This is a genomic window from Kitasatospora sp. NPDC059827, assembly GCF_042731675.1.
GTDB lineage: Bacteria > Actinomycetota > Actinomycetes > Streptomycetales > Streptomycetaceae > Kitasatospora.
Window position 1 is genome coordinate 86,614 of sequence record NZ_JBHWIV010000026.1, and the last position, 18,193, is coordinate 104,806.

Below are 18,193 nucleotides of genomic sequence, written 5' to 3' on the forward strand. Positions count from 1 at the left end.
TCCGAGGCCGGGTGTGGGCCAGTCCGGTCTGAGGGCCGTCTTCTGAGGGCCGTCTGAGGAAGCCCTCCCGGATGGCCGGGGATTGCTGGGAGGGCGCTGGGAGTTCGGCCAACGATCGCCCACGCCCCGCCCAAGCCGCCCGCGCGGGCCGGTGGATATGGGAGGGATGTCCGGATCCGGCCGGTCAGTCTTCTCCCAGCCGCCGCCCAGGGCAGCGCAAGAGCGCCCGGCGAAGCTGTCCGCCATGAAGGTGCTCCCACGGCGGCGCGGTGCCGTCCTCGTCAACTCCGCGCTCGGCGTGGCCCTGCTGGGCGGTGCGGCCCTGGTGTACGCCACGCTCGACGGCAGCGGTGGCACGGCCGCCGCCAAGCCGGTCGCCCGTACCGCGACCGTCACCAAGGGAACGGTCCTGGCCACGGTGTCTGGAACCGGCACCCTGGCCTCCCCGACCGACGCCGCCCAGGACTTCGCCACGGGCGGGCGGCTCACCGCGGTCAAGGTCGCGGTCGGCGACGCCGTCAAGAAGGGCCAGGTGCTGGCGACGGTCGACACCACGGCGGCCCAGCAGCAGGTGGACGCCGCCCAGTCCGCGCTCACCACGGCGAACGCCAACCTCACCAAGGCCCAGGCAGGCGTCACCACCACGACCACCGAGCCGCTGCCCGGGGCCACACCCCCGGCGAGCGGCGGCAGCGGCTCCGGTGGGGGTCGCGGGGCGGGCGGGAGCAGTACGCCCGCCCCGCAGACCACCACCATCACCACCACCAAGGTCGACGACGCGGCCGTGGCCCAGGCCCAGCAGCAGGTCGCCACCGCGCAGACCACCCTCACCAACGCCCAGGCGGCACTGACCGGGACGACGCTCACCGCCTCGGTGGACGGCACGGTCGCCTCGGTCTCGGCCAAGGTCGGGGACACGGTGGGCGCCACGGCCTCCGGCACTTCCTCCTCCTCGGCCACCAAGTCCAGCGGCAGCAGCGCGAGTTCGGGATCACCCAGCGGCTTCATCGTGCTGACCAACCCGACCGGGATGCAGGTCACCGCCAACTTCTCCGAGCTGGACTCGCTCAAGTTGAAGAAGGGCGAGGCCGCCACCGTCACGCTGAACGCCCAGTCCGACACCAAGCTCAACGCGACCGTCCTGTCCGTCAGTTCGCTGCCGTCGAGCAGCGGCAGCGGCAGCGGCGCGGCCGGCTCCTCCGCCGTCCAGTACGCGGCCACCCTGCAGCTCAGCGGGGACACCAGCACGCTGCGCACCGGCCTCAGCGCGACCGTCCAGGTGATCACCGGCGAGGCGGACAACGCGCTCTCGCTGCCGACCTCGGCGCTGTCCGGCACCGGCACCTCGCGGACCGCCACGGTGGTGCACGAGGGCGGGGCCACCGAGCGGGTCGATGTCGGGGTGGGCGTCGAGGGCGACAGCACCGTGCAGGTGACCTCCGGTCTCCAGGAGGGCGACAAGGTCCAACTCCCCACCACCAGCGGCACCAACGGCTTCCCGAACGGCTCGTTCCCGGGCCTGGGCGGCGGTGGCGGCGGCGGTGGCCGGGGCGGCAACGGCGGTGCGGTCGGCATCCCGGGCGGCGGCGGCGGTGCCGGTGGCGCCGGTGGCGGCGGCCGCGGCGGTAAGGGCTGAGCATGCAGCACGTCATCGACAAGCGCGTCCCCGCGCAACCCGTGCCGGTGATCCGGATCAGCCGGCTCACCAAGTCGTACGGGCACGGCGACGCCACCGTGCACGCCCTGCGCGGCCCGTCCCGGCCCGGGACGGACGAACCGGCCGGCGTCGACCTGGACATCGAACAGGGCGACTACGTCGCCGTGATGGGCAGTTCGGGCTCCGGCAAGTCCACCCTGATGAACATCCTCGGCTGCCTCGACATCCCCACCTCCGGCCGCTACCTGCTGGACGGCACCGACGTCGGCCACCTCGACGAGCAGCAGCTCGCCCTGGTCCGCAACCGCAAGATCGGCTTCGTCTTCCAGTCCTTCAACCTGGTGCCGCGCACCACCGCCCTCGCCCAGGTCGAGCTGCCGCTCGCCTACGCGGGCGTCCGGTCGGCGGAGCGCCGGCGGCGGGCGATGGCCGCGCTGTCCCTGGTCGGCCTCGGCGAGCGGGCCGGGCACAAGCCCAACCAGCTCTCCGGCGGCCAGCAGCAGCGCGTCGCGGTGGCCCGGGCGCTGGTCACGGCGCCCGCCATGCTGCTCGCCGACGAGCCGACCGGCAACCTGGACAGCCGCTCGACGGAGGAGGTGCTGGGCCTGATCGACGGGCTCAACGCCACCGGCCGCACCGTCGTGCTGATCACCCACGAGGACGAGGTCGCCCTGCACGCCAAGCGGGTGCTGCGCCTGGTCGACGGGCAGATCGTCAGCGACGTCCGGCAGGCGCCGGTCGACGGGCCCCCGCCCGCCCTGCGCCGACAGGGGGTGTCGGCGTGATCCTCTGGCAGACGCTCCGCTTCGCGGTCGGCGGCCTGGCCGCCAACAAGGTGCGCTCCGCGCTCACCATGCTCGGGGTGCTGATCGGTGTCGCCTCGGTGATCCTGCTGCTGGCGGTCGGCAACGGCTCCTCCCAGGCGGTGAAGGACTCGATCACCTCGCTCGGCACCAACTCCCTCACGGTCAGCGCCGGTTCGGCGGCCGGTGGCTCGCGGGCCACCTCCTCGGTGAAGAAGCTGACGGTCGCCGACGCCAAGGCGCTGGCGAGCGACACGGACTCGTCGGCGATCAAGTCCGTCGCGCCGGTGGTGACGACGAGCACGACGGCGCTGTACGGGAACATCTCGTACAGCCCGGGCTCGGTCGTGGGCACCTACCCCGCGTACTTCGAGACCTCCAACCAGAAGGTCGCGCACGGCGACTACTTCACCGAGGACGACGTGCTCGGCTCGCGCAAGGTCGCGGTGCTCGGCGCCACGACGGCCAAGCAGCTGTTCGACGCCGAGGACCCGGTCGGGAAGAAGATCGTGCTCGGCGGGACGCCGTTCACGGTGGTGGGCGTGCTGGCCGCCAAGGGCGGCAGCGGGTTCACCGACCCGGACGACGTGGTGATCGCGCCGCTGCCGACCGTGCAGAACGCCTTCACCGGCTTCGGGGCGGTCAACCAGATCCTGGTCCAGGCGTCGTCCGCCGACACGACCACGGCGGCTCAGTCGGAGATCACCCGGGTGCTGCTCGGGACGCACGCGATCACCGACCCGACCAAGGCCGACTTCCGGATCACCAACCAGGCCTCGCTGCTGACGGCCCGGGAGAGCACGACCAAGACCTTCACCGTGCTGCTCGGCGCGGTGGCCGCGATCTCGCTGCTGGTCGGCGGGATCGGGATCACCAACATCATGCTGGTGACGGTCACCGAGCGGACGCGCGAGATCGGCATCCGCAAGGCGCTCGGCGCGCCCCGGGCCGTCATCCTCGGGCAGTTCCTGACCGAATCGACACTGCTGTCGGTGATCGGGGCCGGGCTGGGCGTGGCGGCGGGGATCGTCGGCTCGCACTTCAGCATCGTCGGCATCAAGCCGGTGGTCATCCCCGAGTCCGTCCTGGGCGCCTTCGGCATCGCCGTCGCCATCGGACTGTTCTTCGGCAGCTACCCCGCCAACCGGGCCGCCTCACTGCGGCCGATCGACGCCCTCCGGCACGAGTAGGAGCACTTCTTCGATGGAGCACGACGAACAGGTCGCCCTGCTGGCCACCGCGCCCGACGCGCGCGACGTGAGCGCGGAGCTGGCGGCGCCGCCGCGGCGGAAGCTGCCGTGGCTGTCGCTGGTGCTGGCCGGTGGCGTGATCGCCACCGGGGCGTTCGCGGGCGGGGTCTGGTACCAGCAGGGGCAGGGCGGGACCTCCTCCGGCGGCAAGTCCTCCGCTCCCCGGGCCGCCGCGGCGGGCGGCCAGGCGGCGGGCGGGTACGGACAGGGTGGCGCTCAGGGCGGTGGGCGCCGGGGCGGTCAGGGCCCGGGCGGCCAGGGCGGTGGCCAGGGCGGCTTCGCGCGCGGCACCGTCAAGGCCGTCGACGGCTCGACGGTGTACCTGACCGACGCCAACGGCAACACGATCAAGGTGACGACGGGGGACTCGACCAAGGTCCAGCTCAACAAGCAGGGCAAGGTCGCCGACCTCCAGCCCGGCCAGAGCGTGACCGTCGTCGGCACGCCCGACTCCAGCGGCGGCTACAACGCCACCCAGCTCGTCGAGGGCGCCGCCGGTGCCGGTGCCGGAGGCGGCTTCGGCGGAGGTGCCCCCAAGAGCCCGTCCGGCGGCTGACCCGGTACCGCCGGAGGCCACTTCGCCCCGCTGGACTCATCCAGCGGGGCGAAGTGCTGCCCGGGGTCCTGCCTTGTGGCGGCCACTGGCACCACCTGAACACGCGTGGATGCGCAGGAAGTCGGCCCACCCGACTTCCTGTGCGAGGTGACCGGTCCGGTCCGGCTGTGGGCGGGCCTGCCGTGGCGGACGTCAGCCCCGGAGCGGCACCGGGTTCTCCGGGGAGTCGAGCCAGACGGTGTGGGTGCCCGGGGCGGCCGGGGCGTCCGGGGCGACCGGGGCGACCGTGAGGCCGAAGCGGTCGAGGCCCGGCCGGCCCTGGTCGTCCCACCAGCGCCAGGCGGCCTCCACCTCGTCCCAGAGGTTGCGAGGGCCGGACTGGTACACCTCGTACTCGGTGCGGCCCCGCCGGTGGTCCGCGGATGCCCATGACCGGGTGTCCCGGCTGTAGAGCCAGAGGGTGTACGCCCCGTCGTCGTAGCGCTCGGCCCGCCAGAAGGCGCCGGGCACGGCCGACCCGATCACGAACTGCTCGAACCACCCGCCGGTGTCGGGAGGGGCGAGGGTCGTGGTGCTCCCCACCGCATCGGCGGGCCACGGCTTCCCGTGCAGGTAGTCCTCGAACGGCGGCCGGTCGGTGCGCTGTTGGCGCAGCCGCATGAACGCGGAGCTCCGGGTGAACCGGCCGCTGGCGCTGGTGCCGTCCTCGTTCACGGTCAGCCGGACGATCTGCTCGCCGCCGTACTCGGTGCCGAACGGTGCCACGATGATCCCGCCGGGCGCGGACTGGGCCAGCCACGCCCCGGGGATCTCCAGCAGCGAGCAGGTGGCGATGATCCGGTCGTAGGGGGCGCCGTCCGGCCAACCGTGCCGTCCGTCGCCCTCGACGACGGTGGGTGCGAGTCCGGCGAGGCGGAGGTTCGCGCGGGCTCCCCGGGCGACGTCTGGGTCGTACTCGACGGTCACCACGTTGGGATTCCCCAGGCGGTGGGCCAGCAGGCCCGCGTTCCAGCCGGTGCCGGCGCCGACCTCCAGCACCCTGTTTCCCGGGCGCACGTCGAGGTCCTGGAGCATCGAGAACACCATGGTGGGCATGGAGTTGGACGAGGTCGGGGTGGTTCCGAGTCCGTCCCCGTGGTGCTGCCCGTCGTCCCACTGCGTGGTCAGCGGGATGTCGGAGTAGACCGCCCGCCGCCACGCGTCGGGGTCCTGCGACCGGTACACCACGGGGTTTTGTCGAGTGCCGTCCGCGATGCCCGGCCAGATGCGATCCGGGACGAACAGCTGGCGGGGTACGGCCCGGAAGGAGGGGAGCCAGTCCGAGGAGAGCGCGCCGCCGGCCACCAGCGCGGAGGCGAGCCCCGCAGGGCCCGCCTCCTCGTGCGTTTCGCCGGTCACTTGCCGCCGCCACCCGCGGGGGAGGAGCCGTCGGAGGTGTTACCACCCTCGTCGGACCCACCGCCGCCGTGCCCGGCGCCCTTGTTGCTGTCGTCCTGCTGCCCGCCACCCTTGCCGTCGCCGGACCCGCCTCCGCGCTTGCCCATGTGATTCCCCTTCCGCTGTCAGTTCGGCCGAGGTGATTCCCTCTGCCATCTGCCTTTATCGGCACAGGTGACGTTACGGAGGGTGAGGTGTCGGCCTCCATGAACTTGCACGAACTTGCATGCCAACTAAGCTTCCAGGCAGCAATATTGAACGCTTATCACCCGTGCGGAGAGCTTGTGCAAGTCCGAGCAAGCTTTGGAGCAGCGAACCGACCGTGGCCGTAGAGTTTCGTTGACATCGGTTCCGAAACCAGCCGGGACCACCGCCCCAGCATGTGGTGGACCCTGCAGTGCGGGAAGTCCGCTTTCGGCTCCTGGCAAGATCGACGGTGCGCTGATCCGGATGCACCACTACGAAGGCCAGCTCCATGACTCTGCGTCCCTCTCCGAAGGTTCAGAAGGCTCGCGAAGCCCTCGCCGGTCGGCTGAGCGAGATCCGGAAGGATGCGGGGATCAGCGGGCGAGAGCTGGCAGTCAGGTGCGGCTGGTCGGAATCGAAGTCGTCCCGGATCGAGAACGCCAAGACCCCTCCCTCCGACGCAGACATCATGGCGTGGTGCCGAGCCTGCGACGCCGGCGGTCAAGTCCTTGACCTGATCGCCGCCAACAGGCCGTCCGATGAAGCTCATGCGCAGTGGAAGCGACTCCAGCGGAGCGGGCTGCGTCGCCTACAGGAGTCCACTGGGGACCTGTACCGGCAGACCAAGGTGTTCCGGGTCTACGTCTCCGACGTGATCCCGGGGTTTCTCCAGACACCTGGATACGCCACCGCCCTGCTCTCCTCCATCGCTGCCTTCCGGGGAACCCCGAATGACGTGCGTGACGCCGTGGCGGCCCGCATGAAGCGCAATACGGTGCTGAGCCATGGCGCTCACCGGTTCTCGTTCGTGCTGGAGGAGTCCGTGCTGCGGTACCGCGTGTGCAGCGCCGAGGCCATGGCGGCGCAACTAGGCCACCTGCTCGGGGTCATGGACCTTCCGAACGTCGCCGTCGGCATCATCCCGTTCGCGGGTCGACGGAGTGTCTGGCCCATGCCGACCTTCACCATCTTCGATGACACCAGGGTCCACGCGGACACACTGGACGCCGCCTCGACGCTTACGGAGCCCAGCCAGGTCGAGCTCTATGCCCGCGCCTTCGATCGGCTCTCACAGGGGGCCGCGCGAGGCGCGGCAGTGCGTTCCCTTGTTGCGGGCGCCTTGGCCCACCTTGATTGATTCGTCACTACCAGTTGAAGGGAGGTGATCGCGTGGCACGGACCGAGTACTACGACGATCCCGACGCCCCCGAGCCGAACCGGCTCGTCGTGGCGGCGTCTGCCGTTGTGACGGATCCCGAAGGGCGCATCCTGCTCCAGCGGCGCACCGACAACGGTCTGTACGCGCTGCCGGGCGGAACCATGGATCTCGGCGAATCACTGCCGGCCACGGCCGTCCGGGAGGTCCGCGAGGAGACCGGCCTCGACGTCGAGATCACTGGGCTCGTCGGCACGTACACCGATCCCCGGCATGTGATCGCGTACTCGGACGGCGAGGTCCGGCAGCAGTTCAACGTGTGCTTCACCGCGCGCATCACGGGCGGTGAGCTGCGGATCTCGGACGAGTCCACCGACCTGCGGTTCGTCGCCCCGAGCGACATCGAGGGGTTGCCGCTGCACCACACCCAGCGTCTCCGACTTCAACACTTCCTGGAGTGCAGGGCGGTCCCCTACCTCGGCTGACGGCGGTCGCCCGCGAGGCCCCCGCCTTCCCAGGCGGGGGCCTTCGCGTGTTTCAGTCGCGGTCCTCGGGGGGCTGGATCTTGAGGGTGGTGATGACGCCGAGGGCGACGGTGGTGAGGGCGAGGGCGAGGAGGGCGAGGAGGATCGCGCCGATGAAGTAGTTCACCGGTGCCAGGCCTCGTCGCGCTCCAGGTCGCGGAGCAGATGGAGGAGGTTGAGGAGGGTGCTGACGGGCGCGTTGCCGAAGTCGATGAGGATGCGGCCGTCGAGGGTGGTCTCGCCGGGCGAGGCGGAGCCCCAGAGGAGGCCGTGGGGGAGGCCGCGGCGGTGCAACTCGCCGAGGAGGGTGGTGATCTGGGGTTGGGTGTAGTCGCGCATGCGGGGGTCGTCGGGCGCGATGGGGTCGCGGGTCACGAGGCGGCGTCCAGTTCGTACCAGGTGGTCTTGCCGTGCTTCTGGGGGTCGACGCCCCAGCGGTGGGTGAGGCCCTCGACCAGCTGGAGGCCCCGGCCGGTCTCGGCGAGCTGGGTGGGGGTGCGGGGCTGGGGGAGGGCGTCGTTCTCGTCGGAGACGGCGACGTGGAGGGTGGGGCCGAGGAGGGAGAACCAGACGACGGGCGCGGGGGTGGCGCCGTGGCGCCAGGCGTTGACGATCAGCTCGGTGAGCGCGAGTTCGGCGTCGTGGATGGTGTCCGGGTTCCAGCCGCTGCGGGCCAGGGCGTCCCGCAGGGCCTGCCTGGCGAGGGCGAGGGCGAGCGAGGGGGCGGGGGTGTTACGGGTGCACACGGGAACCTCCGGGAGGCTGTGGTGTGGGAGAGGGGAGACGGCGGATACGTCGCCGTGAGCCAGGCCGGGGCGGCGGCTGCTCTGCGGCGCGCGGGAGGGCAGCAGGCGCCTACTGCCCTTGATGCAGGCATTACTGACGATCCGTCGGATCGAGCTGTGAACGACGATAGCGCGCCCCGGTACAGATTTGTGCCGGAGTGCTAGAAGTTCCCTCTAACGTGGCAGCGCCTCTGAGGCAGACTGGTCCCACGACCTGCAGAGGAGACTCCATGGTGCTTCGACCGAACCCAACTCTCCGTCAACTCCGCCTGGGCGCAGAGCTGCGTAGGATGCGGGAGCAAGCGGGGCTTGGCGGCAGTCAACTCGCCCGTGCGCTGGGCATCAATCCCGCTCATGTGACGCAGATGGAGAGCGGCAAGACCGGTGTCAGCGTCGAACGCCTGCGCACGATCGCCGCGCTGTGCATGTGCGTCAACGAGCCTCTGATCGAAGCCTTGGCAGGCATCATTACGGACCGGGATAAAGGTGGCTGGTGGGAGGAGTACCGCGGTCGCCTGTCACAGGACTTCCTTGAGGTCGCCGAGATCGAAGGCCACGCACGGGGGCTCTCGGCCTACACGATGGCCTTCATCCACGGGCTGCTCCAGACGAACGACTATGCCTCGGCCGTCTTCGCCCGCTCCTATCCGCCGCTTCCGAGTCACGAGGTCGATCTGAGAGCGGCCTTCCGCCTGCGGCGTCAGCACATCGTCCGGTCCGAAGCGACCCCGTTCACCGCGTACATCCATGAGGCGGCGCTGCGCATGCAGTTCGGCGGAGCCAGGATCCATGCCGAGCAACTCGGTGCTTTGGTGGATGTTTCCGGTCAGTCCAATATCTCAGTTCGAGTCGTCCTGTTCGACGCCGATACGATCCCGCTCCCGAATGAGAACTTCACCTACGCCGAAGGACCGGTGCAGGAACTCGACACGGTCCAGGCGGACTCGGGCGTCGGTAACTTTCTCTTTGATGCACCAGCTCACACAGCTCGGTTCCGGTCGCTACTTGCCCAGATTGACTCGGCTGCCCTCACGGTAGGCGAGTCGCGAGATTTCATTCGATCCATCAAGAAAGACATGGAAAGCAAGTATGTCTAACTCTGTTTGGCAGAAGTCCAGTTACTCAGGTTCCAATGCTGACTGCGTTGAGGTTCGCACTGTCGACGGGCTGATCGAACTTCGCGAATCCGATGAGGGCGATGTCATCGTCCGCACCACCGCCCCGAAGTTCGCTGCACTCCTCCGAGGCGCCAAGGCGGGCGAGTTCGACCACCTCATTACCAACCCCTGAGCGAATCGTTCCGGCGGCCTCCTGCTCCCCGCAGGAGGCCGCCGGCGTGTGACGGGCTCCGCCCTCCTCCGATCCCGGAGGTTTAGAACGCGCCGTTCACCCGTTCGAGTGGCTGCCCTCGAACCCCCGCCCCGGATGATCGCCGCGAAGCGAGCATGGCTACGACAGTTCGTCACCACCCTTGCCACCAAAGGCGGTTACAGCTATGCCCGTTTCCGATTTCCCGGAGAACCCGTTCGTCCTCAACGCCGACGACCTCGCGAGGCTGGACGCGATCCGCGAGGCACTTCTCGACCCGTCGCCGCGCCGGATCGGACGCCTGGACCAGTGGGGTCTGGCCGACACCTACGAGACCAGCGCCGAGATCGCCGAGTACCGGGAACTGTCGATCGCCATGTCGGACGGGACGATGATCGACGCGTCCCTCAGCGTCCCGCGCAACCTCGCGCCCGGGCAGACGTGTCCGGCGGTCGTCCTGCCCGCCCCGCTGATCAACATCGGGCACCGCGCCTACCTCGGCATGTTCCCGCGGCTGCTCCAGGGCGGATACATCGTCCTCGCCTACAGCCAGCGCGGCCTGGCCGCCTCCGGAGGCGAAATCCACGTCGCCGGGCCGCAGGACGTCGCCGATGCCACCGAGCTCACCAACTGGCTGGTCCAGAACGAGGGCGTCGACTCCAACCGGATCGGGTTCTTCGGCTCCTCCTACGGTGCGGGGACGAGCCTGCTGGCGGCCGCCAACGACCAGCGGATCAAGGTCGTGGCCGGCACCAGCGCGTGGGGCGACCTGTTCGCCTCGTTGTACGAGAACGGCACCCGCCACCTCAAGGCCTTCGAGGCGCTGGTGGAGCTCTTCAAGGAGGAGCGCTGCTCGAAGGAGTTCCGCGGCGTCATCGAGAAGATCCGCAACAACACCATCGACGACGAGGTCCGGGAGTTCGCCCGGGTGCGTTCGCCTCGGGAGTACCTGCGGTCGTACAACGATGCCGGTACGCCGATCCTGCTGACCACCGCCTGGCACGAGACGATCTTCTCGGTGCCCGCCGTCGTCGACCTCTTCACCAAGCTGACGAGCCCCAAGTCGCTGCTCGTCCAGGTCGGCGACCACGGCAACGGCGAACTGGCCGGTCTGGCCGGCCTCTTCGCCAAGCCCACCGAGATGGCCTACCGCTGGCTGGACTACCACCTCGGCGGCCACGCCGGTGACGGTCGCGAGCCCCGGTTCGGCGTCCGCTCGGAGTACATGCACAACCTCCTGTCCGACCTCTTCCACGACAGCTGGGAGGACTACGTCCTGCCCCGCAGGCGCTTCCACCTCACCGGCCCGGTCGCCGGCCGGCGGGACGCCCAACTCGCCGAGGGGCAGCCGCAGTCGGGCTGGAGCCGCGCCGTCAAGGCCACCGGCCGGGACACCGAGGTCGTCGTCGCCCCGAAGCTGGTCCAGACCGGCCTGGCCGAGCGCATGGGCCTGCCGCACGTCTACAAGACCGACGGGATCGACCGCGAGCTCGCCGCGATCTGGACCACCGCGCCGCTGACCCGGCGGATGCGCGTCCAGGGCGACCTGGAGCTGCGGGTGACCGTGAAGCCGCGGGCCATGGACGCCACGATCGTGGCCTACCTGCTGGACTGCGACCCGGTCACCGGCAAGGCCCAGATCATCAGCAACGCCCCGTACACCCTCACCGACCAGCAGGCCGGCCAGGTCACCACGGTGACCTTCCCGCTCCAGCCCGCCCACTACGTCCTGGCCGAGGGCCGGGTGCTCCAGCTGGTCATCGACACCCACGACCAGTTCTTCGCGGACGCCAACTCCGTCCCGACCAGCCTTGAGATCACCTCCCCCGAGGGCGCCGAGTCCTACCTCGACATCCCGCTCGGCCCGCTCGACTGACCTGGGGTGGGTCTGGCCCCACCCCAGGTGTGGGGCCAGACCCGTGTTCCGTCCTCCGCCGTCTCCGTAGATTCGTTCTCACCACGACACGGAGGACGGAACAATGGCGACCACGACGACCGCGAACCTCGGCAACTCCCGCACCGACGAGGCTTTCTCGATCGCGAAGAAGTGCATCACGCTGTTCGGCGCGATCGGTGTGATCACCCTCGCGGTCGTGGTCGTGATGGCGGCCACCGGGCATGCGAGCACGCCCTTCATGTGGATCCGCGGGATCATCTTCCCCGCCCTCGCCCCGGTGCTCCTGCGGATCACCGCCCGGGCCGCCGGTGGCGACTACAAGGCCCTGGACCGGATCCGGACGGTCGCCACCGTGATGCCGATCGCCGTCATCGCCGTGGACCTGATCCCCGGGATCTGCCCGCCCTGGTACGCCGTCCTCCAGGGCCTGTCCGCCCTCGCGGTCCTGCCGATCGCCTTCCTCACCCGCACCAAGGCCGTCACCACCGCCATCCCCAAGCCGTGACCCCGATCGCGGCAGCACCCCGCGGCACAGGAAGTCGGCCCGACCGACTTCCTGTGCCGCACCGCTGTTGGCGCTACTGGTACCAGTCGTCGCCGCCCTGGGCGAGCGAGCGGCCCAGGTAGTCCCGCAAGTCCCGTGCCACCCACCGGCGGCTGTCAGACTCGTGCTCCCAGACGAAGATGTCCGGACGCACCGGAGTCCGCACGAAGGCGAACTGGTCCCCGCCGCCGTTGTCCCCGAAGAACAGCAGGGCGTCGAAGGGCATGTACAACTCGGCGAAAGAACGGTCGGACCGGAACAGCAGGTTCTGCTCGACGATCTGCTCGACCGACCAGACGGTGTCCACCCAGGTGCGCCCGACAACCCCGTCGCTCTCCAGCAACAACTCCCCCAACTCACCGGGCAGCCCGAACCCGAGCCGCCGCTCCGCCTCAGCCAGCGCCGCCACCTGCACGGGTTCCCGGAACCCCACCTCGGAATAGGCCCCAAGAGCCGCTTCTCTCCACATCCCCCGCACACTACCCAGCCGCCGCCGAGCTTTCGCCCGCCTCTTGCCTCCACCCGGCTCGACTCGGGAGCATCGCCGTAGGACCGGGCGAGCGAGGAGACAACCGTGACAACCTCATCCAGGACCCTTGGAGACTGGCTCTCGGAGTTCGAGTGGGAGGCGTTCCGGCTTGAAACCCTGGACGACTACAGCCGGTCCGGCGGAGTTGCTGCCTATCAAGCCTTTCTCGCAGGCGAGGAGCAGCCGGAAGACTTCAAGAACTCCGGCTGGGTCGGGACTGTGGGCAACGCAGCCCGGGCCGGCAAGCGCATGTACCGGGTGCACATCCTTTCGCGTCCGCTCACGGACTATCTCCGTTTCGAGCTCGGCTGGGGGTACGTGCGGAACATGGCGGCCGGCGAGGAGTTCTTCATCCTCGACACCACCTACCGGATCAACCCCGTCCCCAAGGCACCGGACTTCTGGCTCTTCGACGACGCGACCGCCGCCGAGATGAGCTACGACGCCAACGGTCGGTACCTCGGCTCCGAGTTCCACACCGACAACAACCGGATCGCCGAGTTCAAGGCCTACCGCGACCTCGCGATGGCCAACGCCGTCCCGTTCGCGGACTGGTGGGCCGAGCACGGCGACTGAGCCGACCGACACCCACTCGATACTCGAATGCATTGACCGTGGGGCAAGATCCTCAATTCCAGGTCGGGAATATCCGCAGCGCGGCGTGGACAGGGCTCGGCGGGCCGCTCTAGCCTCGGCGGCAGCAGGTTGGGAAGTACCCGACCTGAGAGGGGTCAGCATGGCCGAGCGACCGCAACTCACCAGGCTCACGGGCAAGTTCGACGGCCCGACCTGTGACGACGACGACTGCCCGAATGTGTACGCCACCGACCGTGAGACCTTCGTCGTCCAGGGCGACCACTTCGTGGGCCTGAACGTGCCGGCGGGGGAGTCCGCCGTCGAGATCCCGCGGCACGTCCTGGAGGAGGCCGTCCGTGCTCTTGGATGGTGAGCAGTGGCGGGCGCACTTCGACGGCTACCGGCGTGAGGCGTTCCGCCTCGAAATGCAGCCGACCTACACGATGCCCAAGGAAGCCGAGAGCCTCTCGCGCTTCCTGCGCGGGGAGCCGAAGCCGGTCGAGCACAACACCGCGTGGCACCAGCGCGTGCGCGGTTTCGTCTCTGCGGGTCGTGCGATCGGGCGGGTCCGGGTGGTCCGTCGGCCTCTGACGGATTACCAGCGGTACCAATTCGCCTGGGGAATCCCCGGGAACATCGCAGCGGGGGAGGACATTCGAATCCTGGACGCAACGGACCGGGATTTCGGGCTGCCGAACCAGGACTGGTGGCTGTTCGACGACTCCTCGGCGGTCCACCTCAATTTCCGCCCGGATGGAACCCAGATCAATCGGGAGCTGGTCACCGGTGACATGCGTCGGTACCAGGAGTGGAAGGGACTCGCCATCGAGCATTCCCTTTCCTTCGCCGAGTACCTGAAAGAGCATGGGTGACCCTCGATCCCGATCAGCTCGGCAGATCGAGGTCGGATCTGGCTGAAACGCTGCGAAGGCTCCGACTGGAGGCCGGTCTCACAGGAGACCGGCTTTCGGTGCGTTGTGGCATGTCACAGAGCAAGATCAGCAAGATCGAGACCGGACGAGTGACCCCGACCCTGGTCGACGTTGAGCTCATCCTCAGGGCGCTCGATGTGCCTGCCGCCGTCCTCCAGGAGGTTTCCGCGCTGGCGCGGATCGCGAACACCGAATGGCAGGACAAGCGCGCTTCCTGGCGGCGGGGCGTCGAGAAGCGCCAGGCCGAGCTGGTGTCGCTGGAGAGGGACGCGACAGAGCTGCGGTACTTCCTGCCGGCGATGATCACCGGTTTGCTGGCGACGCCCGAGTACATCCGGGCCAGCCTGAGTCATTCTCCGGGCGACAGGGCGGCTGTCACGAGCCGCAAGCTGGAGCGCCAGGTGGTGCTCCACGACGAATCGAAGTCGTTCACTTTCCTCTTGACGGAGCAGGCGGCGAACTGGGCGCTGATTCCACCTCCGGCGATGGCGGTCCAAATGGACCACCTGGTGTCGCTTTCCCATCTTCCGGCTGTTCGGATCGGCGTGATCCCGTACGGCACACTTCTCACCCGTGGCCCGATGAACACGTTCACGATGTATGACGACCGCCTCGTCACCATGGAGTCGTTCACCGGGCGGATGGTGTTCCGGGATCCGCGGGATCTCCTGCACTATCGTGAGATCTTCGCGGCGTTCGAGGGCTGTGCACTGTTCGGTGAGGCTGCCCGCGTCCGGCTGTGCGAATGGGCGGAGCGCTGTCGAGGGACATCCTGAGATCTTTAGTCGATGTCAGGAATATCGGTGAGTGGCTGCCCGGAATTCTCGTAATGTGCTCCTCGCTGGTTGGATATCTCATCCGCAGGAGGAAACGCACATGGGAAAGCACCGCGGCGGATCGGGTGGGGACGGTCCCGGTAAGGCCGATGGGGGTAGTGGGGGCGGGCACTCCGGGAAGCCGGATACAGCGCCGCACGACGGGCAGCGGGACGCGCCGCCCAAGAACCTGCCCAAGCCGTCGAAGCCGTAGGGGGCGTCATGACGTGGTACGAACTGGCCGATGCGCTCCGGGAGTCCGGCGCGCTGTCGGCGGACTGGGAGAAGGCGTTCCGGGCCACCCCGCGCGAGTTGTTCACCCCGGACCGGATCCTGGACGAGGGCGAGTGGCTCGATCGCGCGGAACAGCCGCACCGCTGGGCCGAGTTGGTCGCCTCCGACCTCGCCCTGGTGACGCAGGTCTACGAGGGGACGGACACGCCGTCGTCGTCCAGCTCCATGCCCACGGTGGTCACGCAGATGCTCCGGCACCTGGACGTGGCCGAGGGCATGCGGGTGCTGGAGCTGGGCACCGGCACCGGGTGGACGGCGGGCCTGCTGGCCGCCCGGCTCGGCGCGGAGCGGGTGACCAGCGTCGAGCTGGACCCCGAACTGGCGGGCCGGGCGCGGCAGCGGCTGCACGCGGCGGGCCTGCGGCCCACCGTGCTGGCCGGTGACGGCACCCTCGGGCACCCCGGGGGCGCCCCGTACGACCGGGTGCAGTTCACGGCCGCCGTCCAGCGGCTCCCGGCGGCGATCATCGAACAGACGGCGCCCGGCGGGGTCATCCTGGTGCCGTACGGCACGCCGTTCTGCAACGGGGCGCTGTTGCGGCTCACCGTCGCCGAGGACGGGCGGTCGGCGAGCGGCCCGTTCGTCGAGGACGTGTCGTTCATGTGGGTGCGCGACCAGCGCCCGGACTGCGGTGAGTTCGGCATCGAGGACGTCCGGCACGGGCCCTCCGGCATCGACCCGGACGAGGTGGCCGAACGGACCGACTGCGCCTTCGCCGTCGGGCTGCGGCTGCCCGGTCTGTTCCGGCGGAGCGTGTGGGCCGACTACGACCGGTTCGGCACCGGCCGGGCCGAGGTCTGGGACGGCACCTCCTACGCCCACTGCCGCTTCGCCGACCGGGACGGGCCGCACGCCGTGTCGCAGTCCGGCCCGCGCAGCCTGTGGGACGAGGTGACGGCGGCGCACGGTTGGTGGGTCCGGAGCGGCAAGCCCGGTTTCACCCGGCTCGGTATGACCGTGACCGTCGCCGGCGAACACCGCCCGTGGCTGGACGACCCGGGCAACGTCCTGCGCTGACCCCGATCGGGTCGGCCCCCACCTCACCGTGCTCGCGGCAGGTGGCCCTTGCGTCGGGTGAGGGGCGGCGGTAGACACGGGTGGATCTTGTTCCCCCGTAGACAGGCCGTTCGATGGCTCGTACGACCCCGCCGCGTCCGCTCGACGTGGAGGCGCTGTTCCCCGAGGTGGCCGCGTTCCGGCGGCCGGCCACCCGGCTGCATCCGCGGCCCGGCGCGCCGGGGCCCCGGGAGAGCTCGATGGGCGGGCCGGTGCTGTGGCCGTCCTCCGAGCCGTGGCCGCACTGCGCGGACGAGCATCCGCGGACGGCGTACTCCCCGCCGAGGACCACGGAGGGCCCGGTCCCGCTGGTGCCCGTCCTGCAGTTGTTCGCCGCCGATGTGCCCGGGCTCGAACTGCCGCCCGGCACCGACCTGTTGCAGCTGCTGTGGTGCCCCTTGGAACACGATCCGGACTTTGTGCCCCGCCCGGAGGTGTTCCGGTGGGACAGTGCCCGCCCGGACCTCGCACCGGTGGCGCCCTCCCGCCCGGAGGGTGCGGACGACGACTACCTGCCGGATCCGTGCGTCCTGCACCCGGAGGTCGTCACCGACTACCCGAACCGGGACCTGCCGGAGGAGGTCGCCGACGCGCTGAGGGCCAGGTTCGAGCAGGTGGAGGAGGAGACCGGTTGGTCGTACTGGTACCACCTCTCGGTGTCCAGCGGGATCAAGGTCGGCGGCTATCCGACCTGGACGCAGGAACCGGACTGGCCCGACTGCCCGTCGTGCGACCGCACCATGCGGCACCTCCTGACCGTCAACAGCCGCGAGTTCGACGGTGAGGGATGGCGCACCTGGCTGGCCGTCGAGGACACCCCGACGGAGGGCGAGATCTGGGACGTCCCGTACGAGGAGCGGAAGTCGGTCCAGTGCGCGCCGGACCTCACGATCGGCGACATGGGCGGCGTCTACCTGTTCGAGTGCCCGGACTGCCCGGACCGGCCCCTCGCGCACTGCTTCGACTGCTCCTGACGGACGAGCGGGGTGCGGCCCCCTCCCCTGCCGGGGGGAGGGGGCCGGGCCGTCGGGACGATGCGCCGACCGGGCGCGTGCCGGGACCGTGGAGGCATGAAGACGACCGTCCTGCGCCCCGCCGCCTACGCCGCCGCCGTGTGGGCCGCCGCGTTCTCCCTCGTCCACCTCTACTGGCTGTTCGGTGGCCGGATCGGCCTGCCGGACGGGCTGTCCGTCACCGGGAACACCCCGCTGCTGATCATCGACATCCTCGCGATCCCGGGGTGTGCCGTGGCGGCGGTGCTCGCGCTGGCGATCGTCCGGCCGTGGGGCGGGCAGCTGCCCGCCAAGCTGCTCGGGATCGCGCTCTGGGGCATCACCGCCGTCCTGCTGGTGCACTCGCTGCCGTCCGTGCCGGACTGGTTCGCCCTGGCCACCGGCTCCCGGACGACGGGTGACTTCGATGCGATGGGGCGGTTCGCGACGCTGCTCTACGAGCCCTTCTTCCTGGCCGGCGGGCTGCTGTTCGGCCTCGCCACCCTCGCCCGCCGTCGCCGGGGTTGAGGGCTGAGGGCTGAGGGGCTACGCCGGGTACTCCAGGCCGATGGCGCGTAGGACCTCGGCGAGCCACACCAGGTGGTGGCCGATGGCGCCACCATCGCCCTCACCCGCCGGACGCTCGACGACATCGCCGAAACCCCTGGTTTCCAGCGGAACTTCGACCGGGCGGTGCAGGACGGGAGGATCACGCCGGCCGGCGAGTACGCCCGGCAGGCGGCGGACAGTGACGCGGTGATACGGCGTGGGCGGGCCGGCCGCCCCCCCCCGGCCCCCCCCCCCCCCGCCCCCCCCCCCCCCCCAGCACCGGGTGTTTATAGGTAGTGAAAAAAAATACAGTTGATATAAATATAGAAAGTAGAGAGGTGGTGTAT

The 18,193-nt window shown here is 69.9% G+C and carries 22 protein-coding genes; 17 read left to right on the plus strand and 5 right to left on the minus strand.

Annotated elements, in window-relative coordinates:
- The first annotated feature begins 244 nt into the window (after positions 1–244).
- Genes ACFV8H_RS18645 through ACFV8H_RS18660 form a run of 4 tightly spaced genes read left to right on the plus strand, consistent with a single transcriptional unit; the run spans position 245 to position 4,266 of the window.
- The gene (locus ACFV8H_RS18645; protein WP_380401003.1) at positions 245–1,636 is read left to right on the plus strand and encodes an efflux RND transporter periplasmic adaptor subunit; all 1,392 of its coding nucleotides are present in this window, start codon (positions 245–247) and stop codon (positions 1,634–1,636) included.
- 2 nt (positions 1,637–1,638) lie between these two features.
- Positions 1,639–2,442 carry an ABC transporter ATP-binding protein gene (locus ACFV8H_RS18650; protein ID WP_375891938.1) on the plus strand — a complete coding sequence of 268 codons (804 nt, stop codon included), beginning with the start codon at positions 1,639–1,641 and terminating at the stop codon, positions 2,440–2,442.
- Positions 2,439–3,650 carry an ABC transporter permease gene (locus ACFV8H_RS18655; RefSeq protein ID WP_380401005.1) on the plus strand — a complete coding sequence of 404 codons (1,212 nt, stop codon included), beginning with the start codon at positions 2,439–2,441 and terminating at the stop codon, positions 3,648–3,650. The genes ACFV8H_RS18650 and ACFV8H_RS18655 overlap by 4 nt, the downstream gene beginning before the upstream one ends.
- Positions 3,651–3,663: 13 nt before the next feature.
- Complete coding sequence (locus ACFV8H_RS18660) at positions 3,664–4,266, plus strand: hypothetical protein (RefSeq protein ID WP_380401007.1); 603 nt, start codon at positions 3,664–3,666, stop codon at positions 4,264–4,266.
- A gap of 192 nt (positions 4,267–4,458) precedes the next feature.
- On the opposite strand, the gene ACFV8H_RS18665 is transcribed toward ACFV8H_RS18660, so the two are convergent.
- Positions 4,459–5,664 (minus strand): methyltransferase domain-containing protein, encoded by a 1,206-nt coding sequence (locus tag ACFV8H_RS18665; protein WP_380401009.1) that lies wholly within the window; start codon positions 5,662–5,664, stop codon positions 4,459–4,461.
- A complete protein-coding gene (locus tag ACFV8H_RS18670) occupies positions 5,661–5,810 on the minus strand; it encodes a hypothetical protein (RefSeq protein WP_207808876.1) in 150 nt (49 codons plus the stop codon). Before ACFV8H_RS18670 ends, ACFV8H_RS18665 begins: the two co-directional genes overlap by 4 nt.
- Positions 5,811–6,178: 368 nt before the next feature.
- Between ACFV8H_RS18670 and ACFV8H_RS18675 the strand changes: the two genes are divergently transcribed.
- Positions 6,179–7,027: a helix-turn-helix domain-containing protein gene (locus tag ACFV8H_RS18675; RefSeq protein WP_380401011.1), complete on the plus strand. Its 849-nt coding sequence runs from the start codon at positions 6,179–6,181 to the stop codon at positions 7,025–7,027.
- Positions 7,028–7,059: 32 nt separating this feature from the next.
- Positions 7,060–7,530 carry an NUDIX domain-containing protein gene (locus ACFV8H_RS18680; RefSeq protein ID WP_380401012.1) on the plus strand — a complete coding sequence of 157 codons (471 nt, stop codon included), beginning with the start codon at positions 7,060–7,062 and terminating at the stop codon, positions 7,528–7,530.
- A gap of 162 nt (positions 7,531–7,692) precedes the next feature.
- Here the strand turns inward: ACFV8H_RS18680 and ACFV8H_RS18685 are convergent, their stop codons facing one another.
- Both ACFV8H_RS18685 and ACFV8H_RS18690 read right to left on the minus strand, forming a co-directional pair.
- On the minus strand, positions 7,693–7,944 hold the full coding sequence (locus ACFV8H_RS18685) for a hypothetical protein (protein WP_380401014.1): 252 nt from the start codon (positions 7,942–7,944) through the stop codon (positions 7,693–7,695).
- Entirely contained in the window at positions 7,941–8,315 is a 375-nt protein-coding gene (locus tag ACFV8H_RS18690; RefSeq protein WP_380401016.1) for an ATP-binding protein, read from the minus strand. Before ACFV8H_RS18690 ends, ACFV8H_RS18685 begins: the two co-directional genes overlap by 4 nt.
- Before the next feature lie 269 nt (positions 8,316–8,584).
- On the opposite strand from ACFV8H_RS18690, the gene ACFV8H_RS18695 reads away from it, so the two are divergent.
- From ACFV8H_RS18695 to ACFV8H_RS18710, 4 genes are all read left to right on the plus strand, one after another.
- Positions 8,585–9,451, plus strand: a complete 867-nt coding sequence (locus tag ACFV8H_RS18695; RefSeq protein ID WP_380401018.1) for a helix-turn-helix domain-containing protein — start codon at positions 8,585–8,587, stop codon at positions 9,449–9,451.
- On the plus strand, positions 9,444–9,644 hold the full coding sequence (locus ACFV8H_RS18700) for a DUF397 domain-containing protein (protein WP_380401020.1): 201 nt from the start codon (positions 9,444–9,446) through the stop codon (positions 9,642–9,644). Before ACFV8H_RS18695 ends, ACFV8H_RS18700 begins: the two co-directional genes overlap by 8 nt.
- 205 nt (positions 9,645–9,849) lie before the next feature.
- Entirely contained in the window at positions 9,850–11,538 is a 1,689-nt protein-coding gene (locus tag ACFV8H_RS18705; RefSeq protein WP_380401022.1) for a CocE/NonD family hydrolase, read from the plus strand.
- A 103-nt stretch (positions 11,539–11,641) separates the two neighbouring features.
- Positions 11,642–12,064: a hypothetical protein gene (locus ACFV8H_RS18710; RefSeq protein ID WP_380401024.1), complete on the plus strand. Its 423-nt coding sequence runs from the start codon at positions 11,642–11,644 to the stop codon at positions 12,062–12,064.
- A 73-nt stretch (positions 12,065–12,137) separates the two neighbouring features.
- Here ACFV8H_RS18710 and ACFV8H_RS18715 read toward each other — a convergent pair whose 3' ends face one another.
- Positions 12,138–12,512, minus strand: a complete 375-nt coding sequence (locus tag ACFV8H_RS18715) for an SMI1/KNR4 family protein (protein ID WP_380401026.1) — start codon at positions 12,510–12,512, stop codon at positions 12,138–12,140.
- Positions 12,513–12,677: 165 nt separating this feature from the next.
- Here ACFV8H_RS18715 and ACFV8H_RS18720 point away from each other — a divergent pair, with 165 nt between their 5' ends.
- The 7 genes from ACFV8H_RS18720 to ACFV8H_RS18750 all read left to right on the plus strand — a co-directional run bounded on the left by ACFV8H_RS18720 (position 12,678) and on the right by ACFV8H_RS18750 (position 17,825).
- Complete coding sequence (locus ACFV8H_RS18720; RefSeq protein ID WP_380401028.1) at positions 12,678–13,208, plus strand: DUF6879 family protein; 531 nt, start codon at positions 12,678–12,680, stop codon at positions 13,206–13,208.
- 160 nt (positions 13,209–13,368) lie between these two features.
- On the plus strand, positions 13,369–13,581 hold the full coding sequence (locus ACFV8H_RS18725; protein WP_380401030.1) for a hypothetical protein: 213 nt from the start codon (positions 13,369–13,371) through the stop codon (positions 13,579–13,581).
- A complete protein-coding gene (locus tag ACFV8H_RS18730; protein ID WP_380401032.1) occupies positions 13,565–14,080 on the plus strand; it encodes a DUF6879 family protein in 516 nt (171 codons plus the stop codon). Before ACFV8H_RS18725 ends, ACFV8H_RS18730 begins: the two co-directional genes overlap by 17 nt.
- On the plus strand, positions 14,077–14,916 hold the full coding sequence (locus ACFV8H_RS18735) for a helix-turn-helix domain-containing protein (RefSeq protein ID WP_380401034.1): 840 nt from the start codon (positions 14,077–14,079) through the stop codon (positions 14,914–14,916). Before ACFV8H_RS18730 ends, ACFV8H_RS18735 begins: the two co-directional genes overlap by 4 nt.
- Positions 14,917–15,177: 261 nt before the next feature.
- Positions 15,178–16,266, plus strand: a complete 1,089-nt coding sequence (locus tag ACFV8H_RS18740) for a methyltransferase domain-containing protein (protein ID WP_380401036.1) — start codon at positions 15,178–15,180, stop codon at positions 16,264–16,266.
- A gap of 113 nt (positions 16,267–16,379) precedes the next feature.
- The gene (locus ACFV8H_RS18745) at positions 16,380–17,279 is read left to right on the plus strand and encodes a DUF1963 domain-containing protein (RefSeq protein ID WP_380401038.1); all 900 of its coding nucleotides are present in this window, start codon (positions 16,380–16,382) and stop codon (positions 17,277–17,279) included.
- Between the two features lie 96 nt (positions 17,280–17,375).
- Positions 17,376–17,825, plus strand: coding sequence for a DUF3995 domain-containing protein (locus ACFV8H_RS18750; protein ID WP_380401040.1), 450 nt, complete (start codon positions 17,376–17,378; stop codon positions 17,823–17,825).
- Positions 17,826–18,193 lie beyond the last annotated feature (368 nt).

Coding starts and splice junctions, on each gene's coding strand:
- ACFV8H_RS18645 (WP_380401003.1), top strand. CDS start 245: ATGAAGGTGCTCCCACGGCGGCGCGGTGCCGTCCTCGTCAACTCCGCG.
- ACFV8H_RS18650 (WP_375891938.1), top strand. CDS start 1,639: ATGCAGCACGTCATCGACAAGCGCGTCCCCGCGCAACCCGTGCCGGTG.
- ACFV8H_RS18660 (WP_380401007.1), top strand. CDS start 3,664: ATGGAGCACGACGAACAGGTCGCCCTGCTGGCCACCGCGCCCGACGCG.
- ACFV8H_RS18670 (WP_207808876.1), bottom strand. CDS start 5,810: ATGGGCAAGCGCGGAGGCGGGTCCGGCGACGGCAAGGGTGGCGGGCAG.
- ACFV8H_RS18675 (WP_380401011.1), top strand. CDS start 6,179: ATGACTCTGCGTCCCTCTCCGAAGGTTCAGAAGGCTCGCGAAGCCCTC.
- ACFV8H_RS18695 (WP_380401018.1), top strand. CDS start 8,585: ATGGTGCTTCGACCGAACCCAACTCTCCGTCAACTCCGCCTGGGCGCA.
- ACFV8H_RS18700 (WP_380401020.1), top strand. CDS start 9,444: ATGTCTAACTCTGTTTGGCAGAAGTCCAGTTACTCAGGTTCCAATGCT.
- ACFV8H_RS18705 (WP_380401022.1), top strand. CDS start 9,850: ATGCCCGTTTCCGATTTCCCGGAGAACCCGTTCGTCCTCAACGCCGAC.
- ACFV8H_RS18710 (WP_380401024.1), top strand. CDS start 11,642: ATGGCGACCACGACGACCGCGAACCTCGGCAACTCCCGCACCGACGAG.
- ACFV8H_RS18725 (WP_380401030.1), top strand. CDS start 13,369: ATGGCCGAGCGACCGCAACTCACCAGGCTCACGGGCAAGTTCGACGGC.
- ACFV8H_RS18740 (WP_380401036.1), top strand. CDS start 15,178: ATGACGTGGTACGAACTGGCCGATGCGCTCCGGGAGTCCGGCGCGCTG.
- ACFV8H_RS18745 (WP_380401038.1), top strand. CDS start 16,380: ATGGCTCGTACGACCCCGCCGCGTCCGCTCGACGTGGAGGCGCTGTTC.
- ACFV8H_RS18750 (WP_380401040.1), top strand. CDS start 17,376: ATGAAGACGACCGTCCTGCGCCCCGCCGCCTACGCCGCCGCCGTGTGG.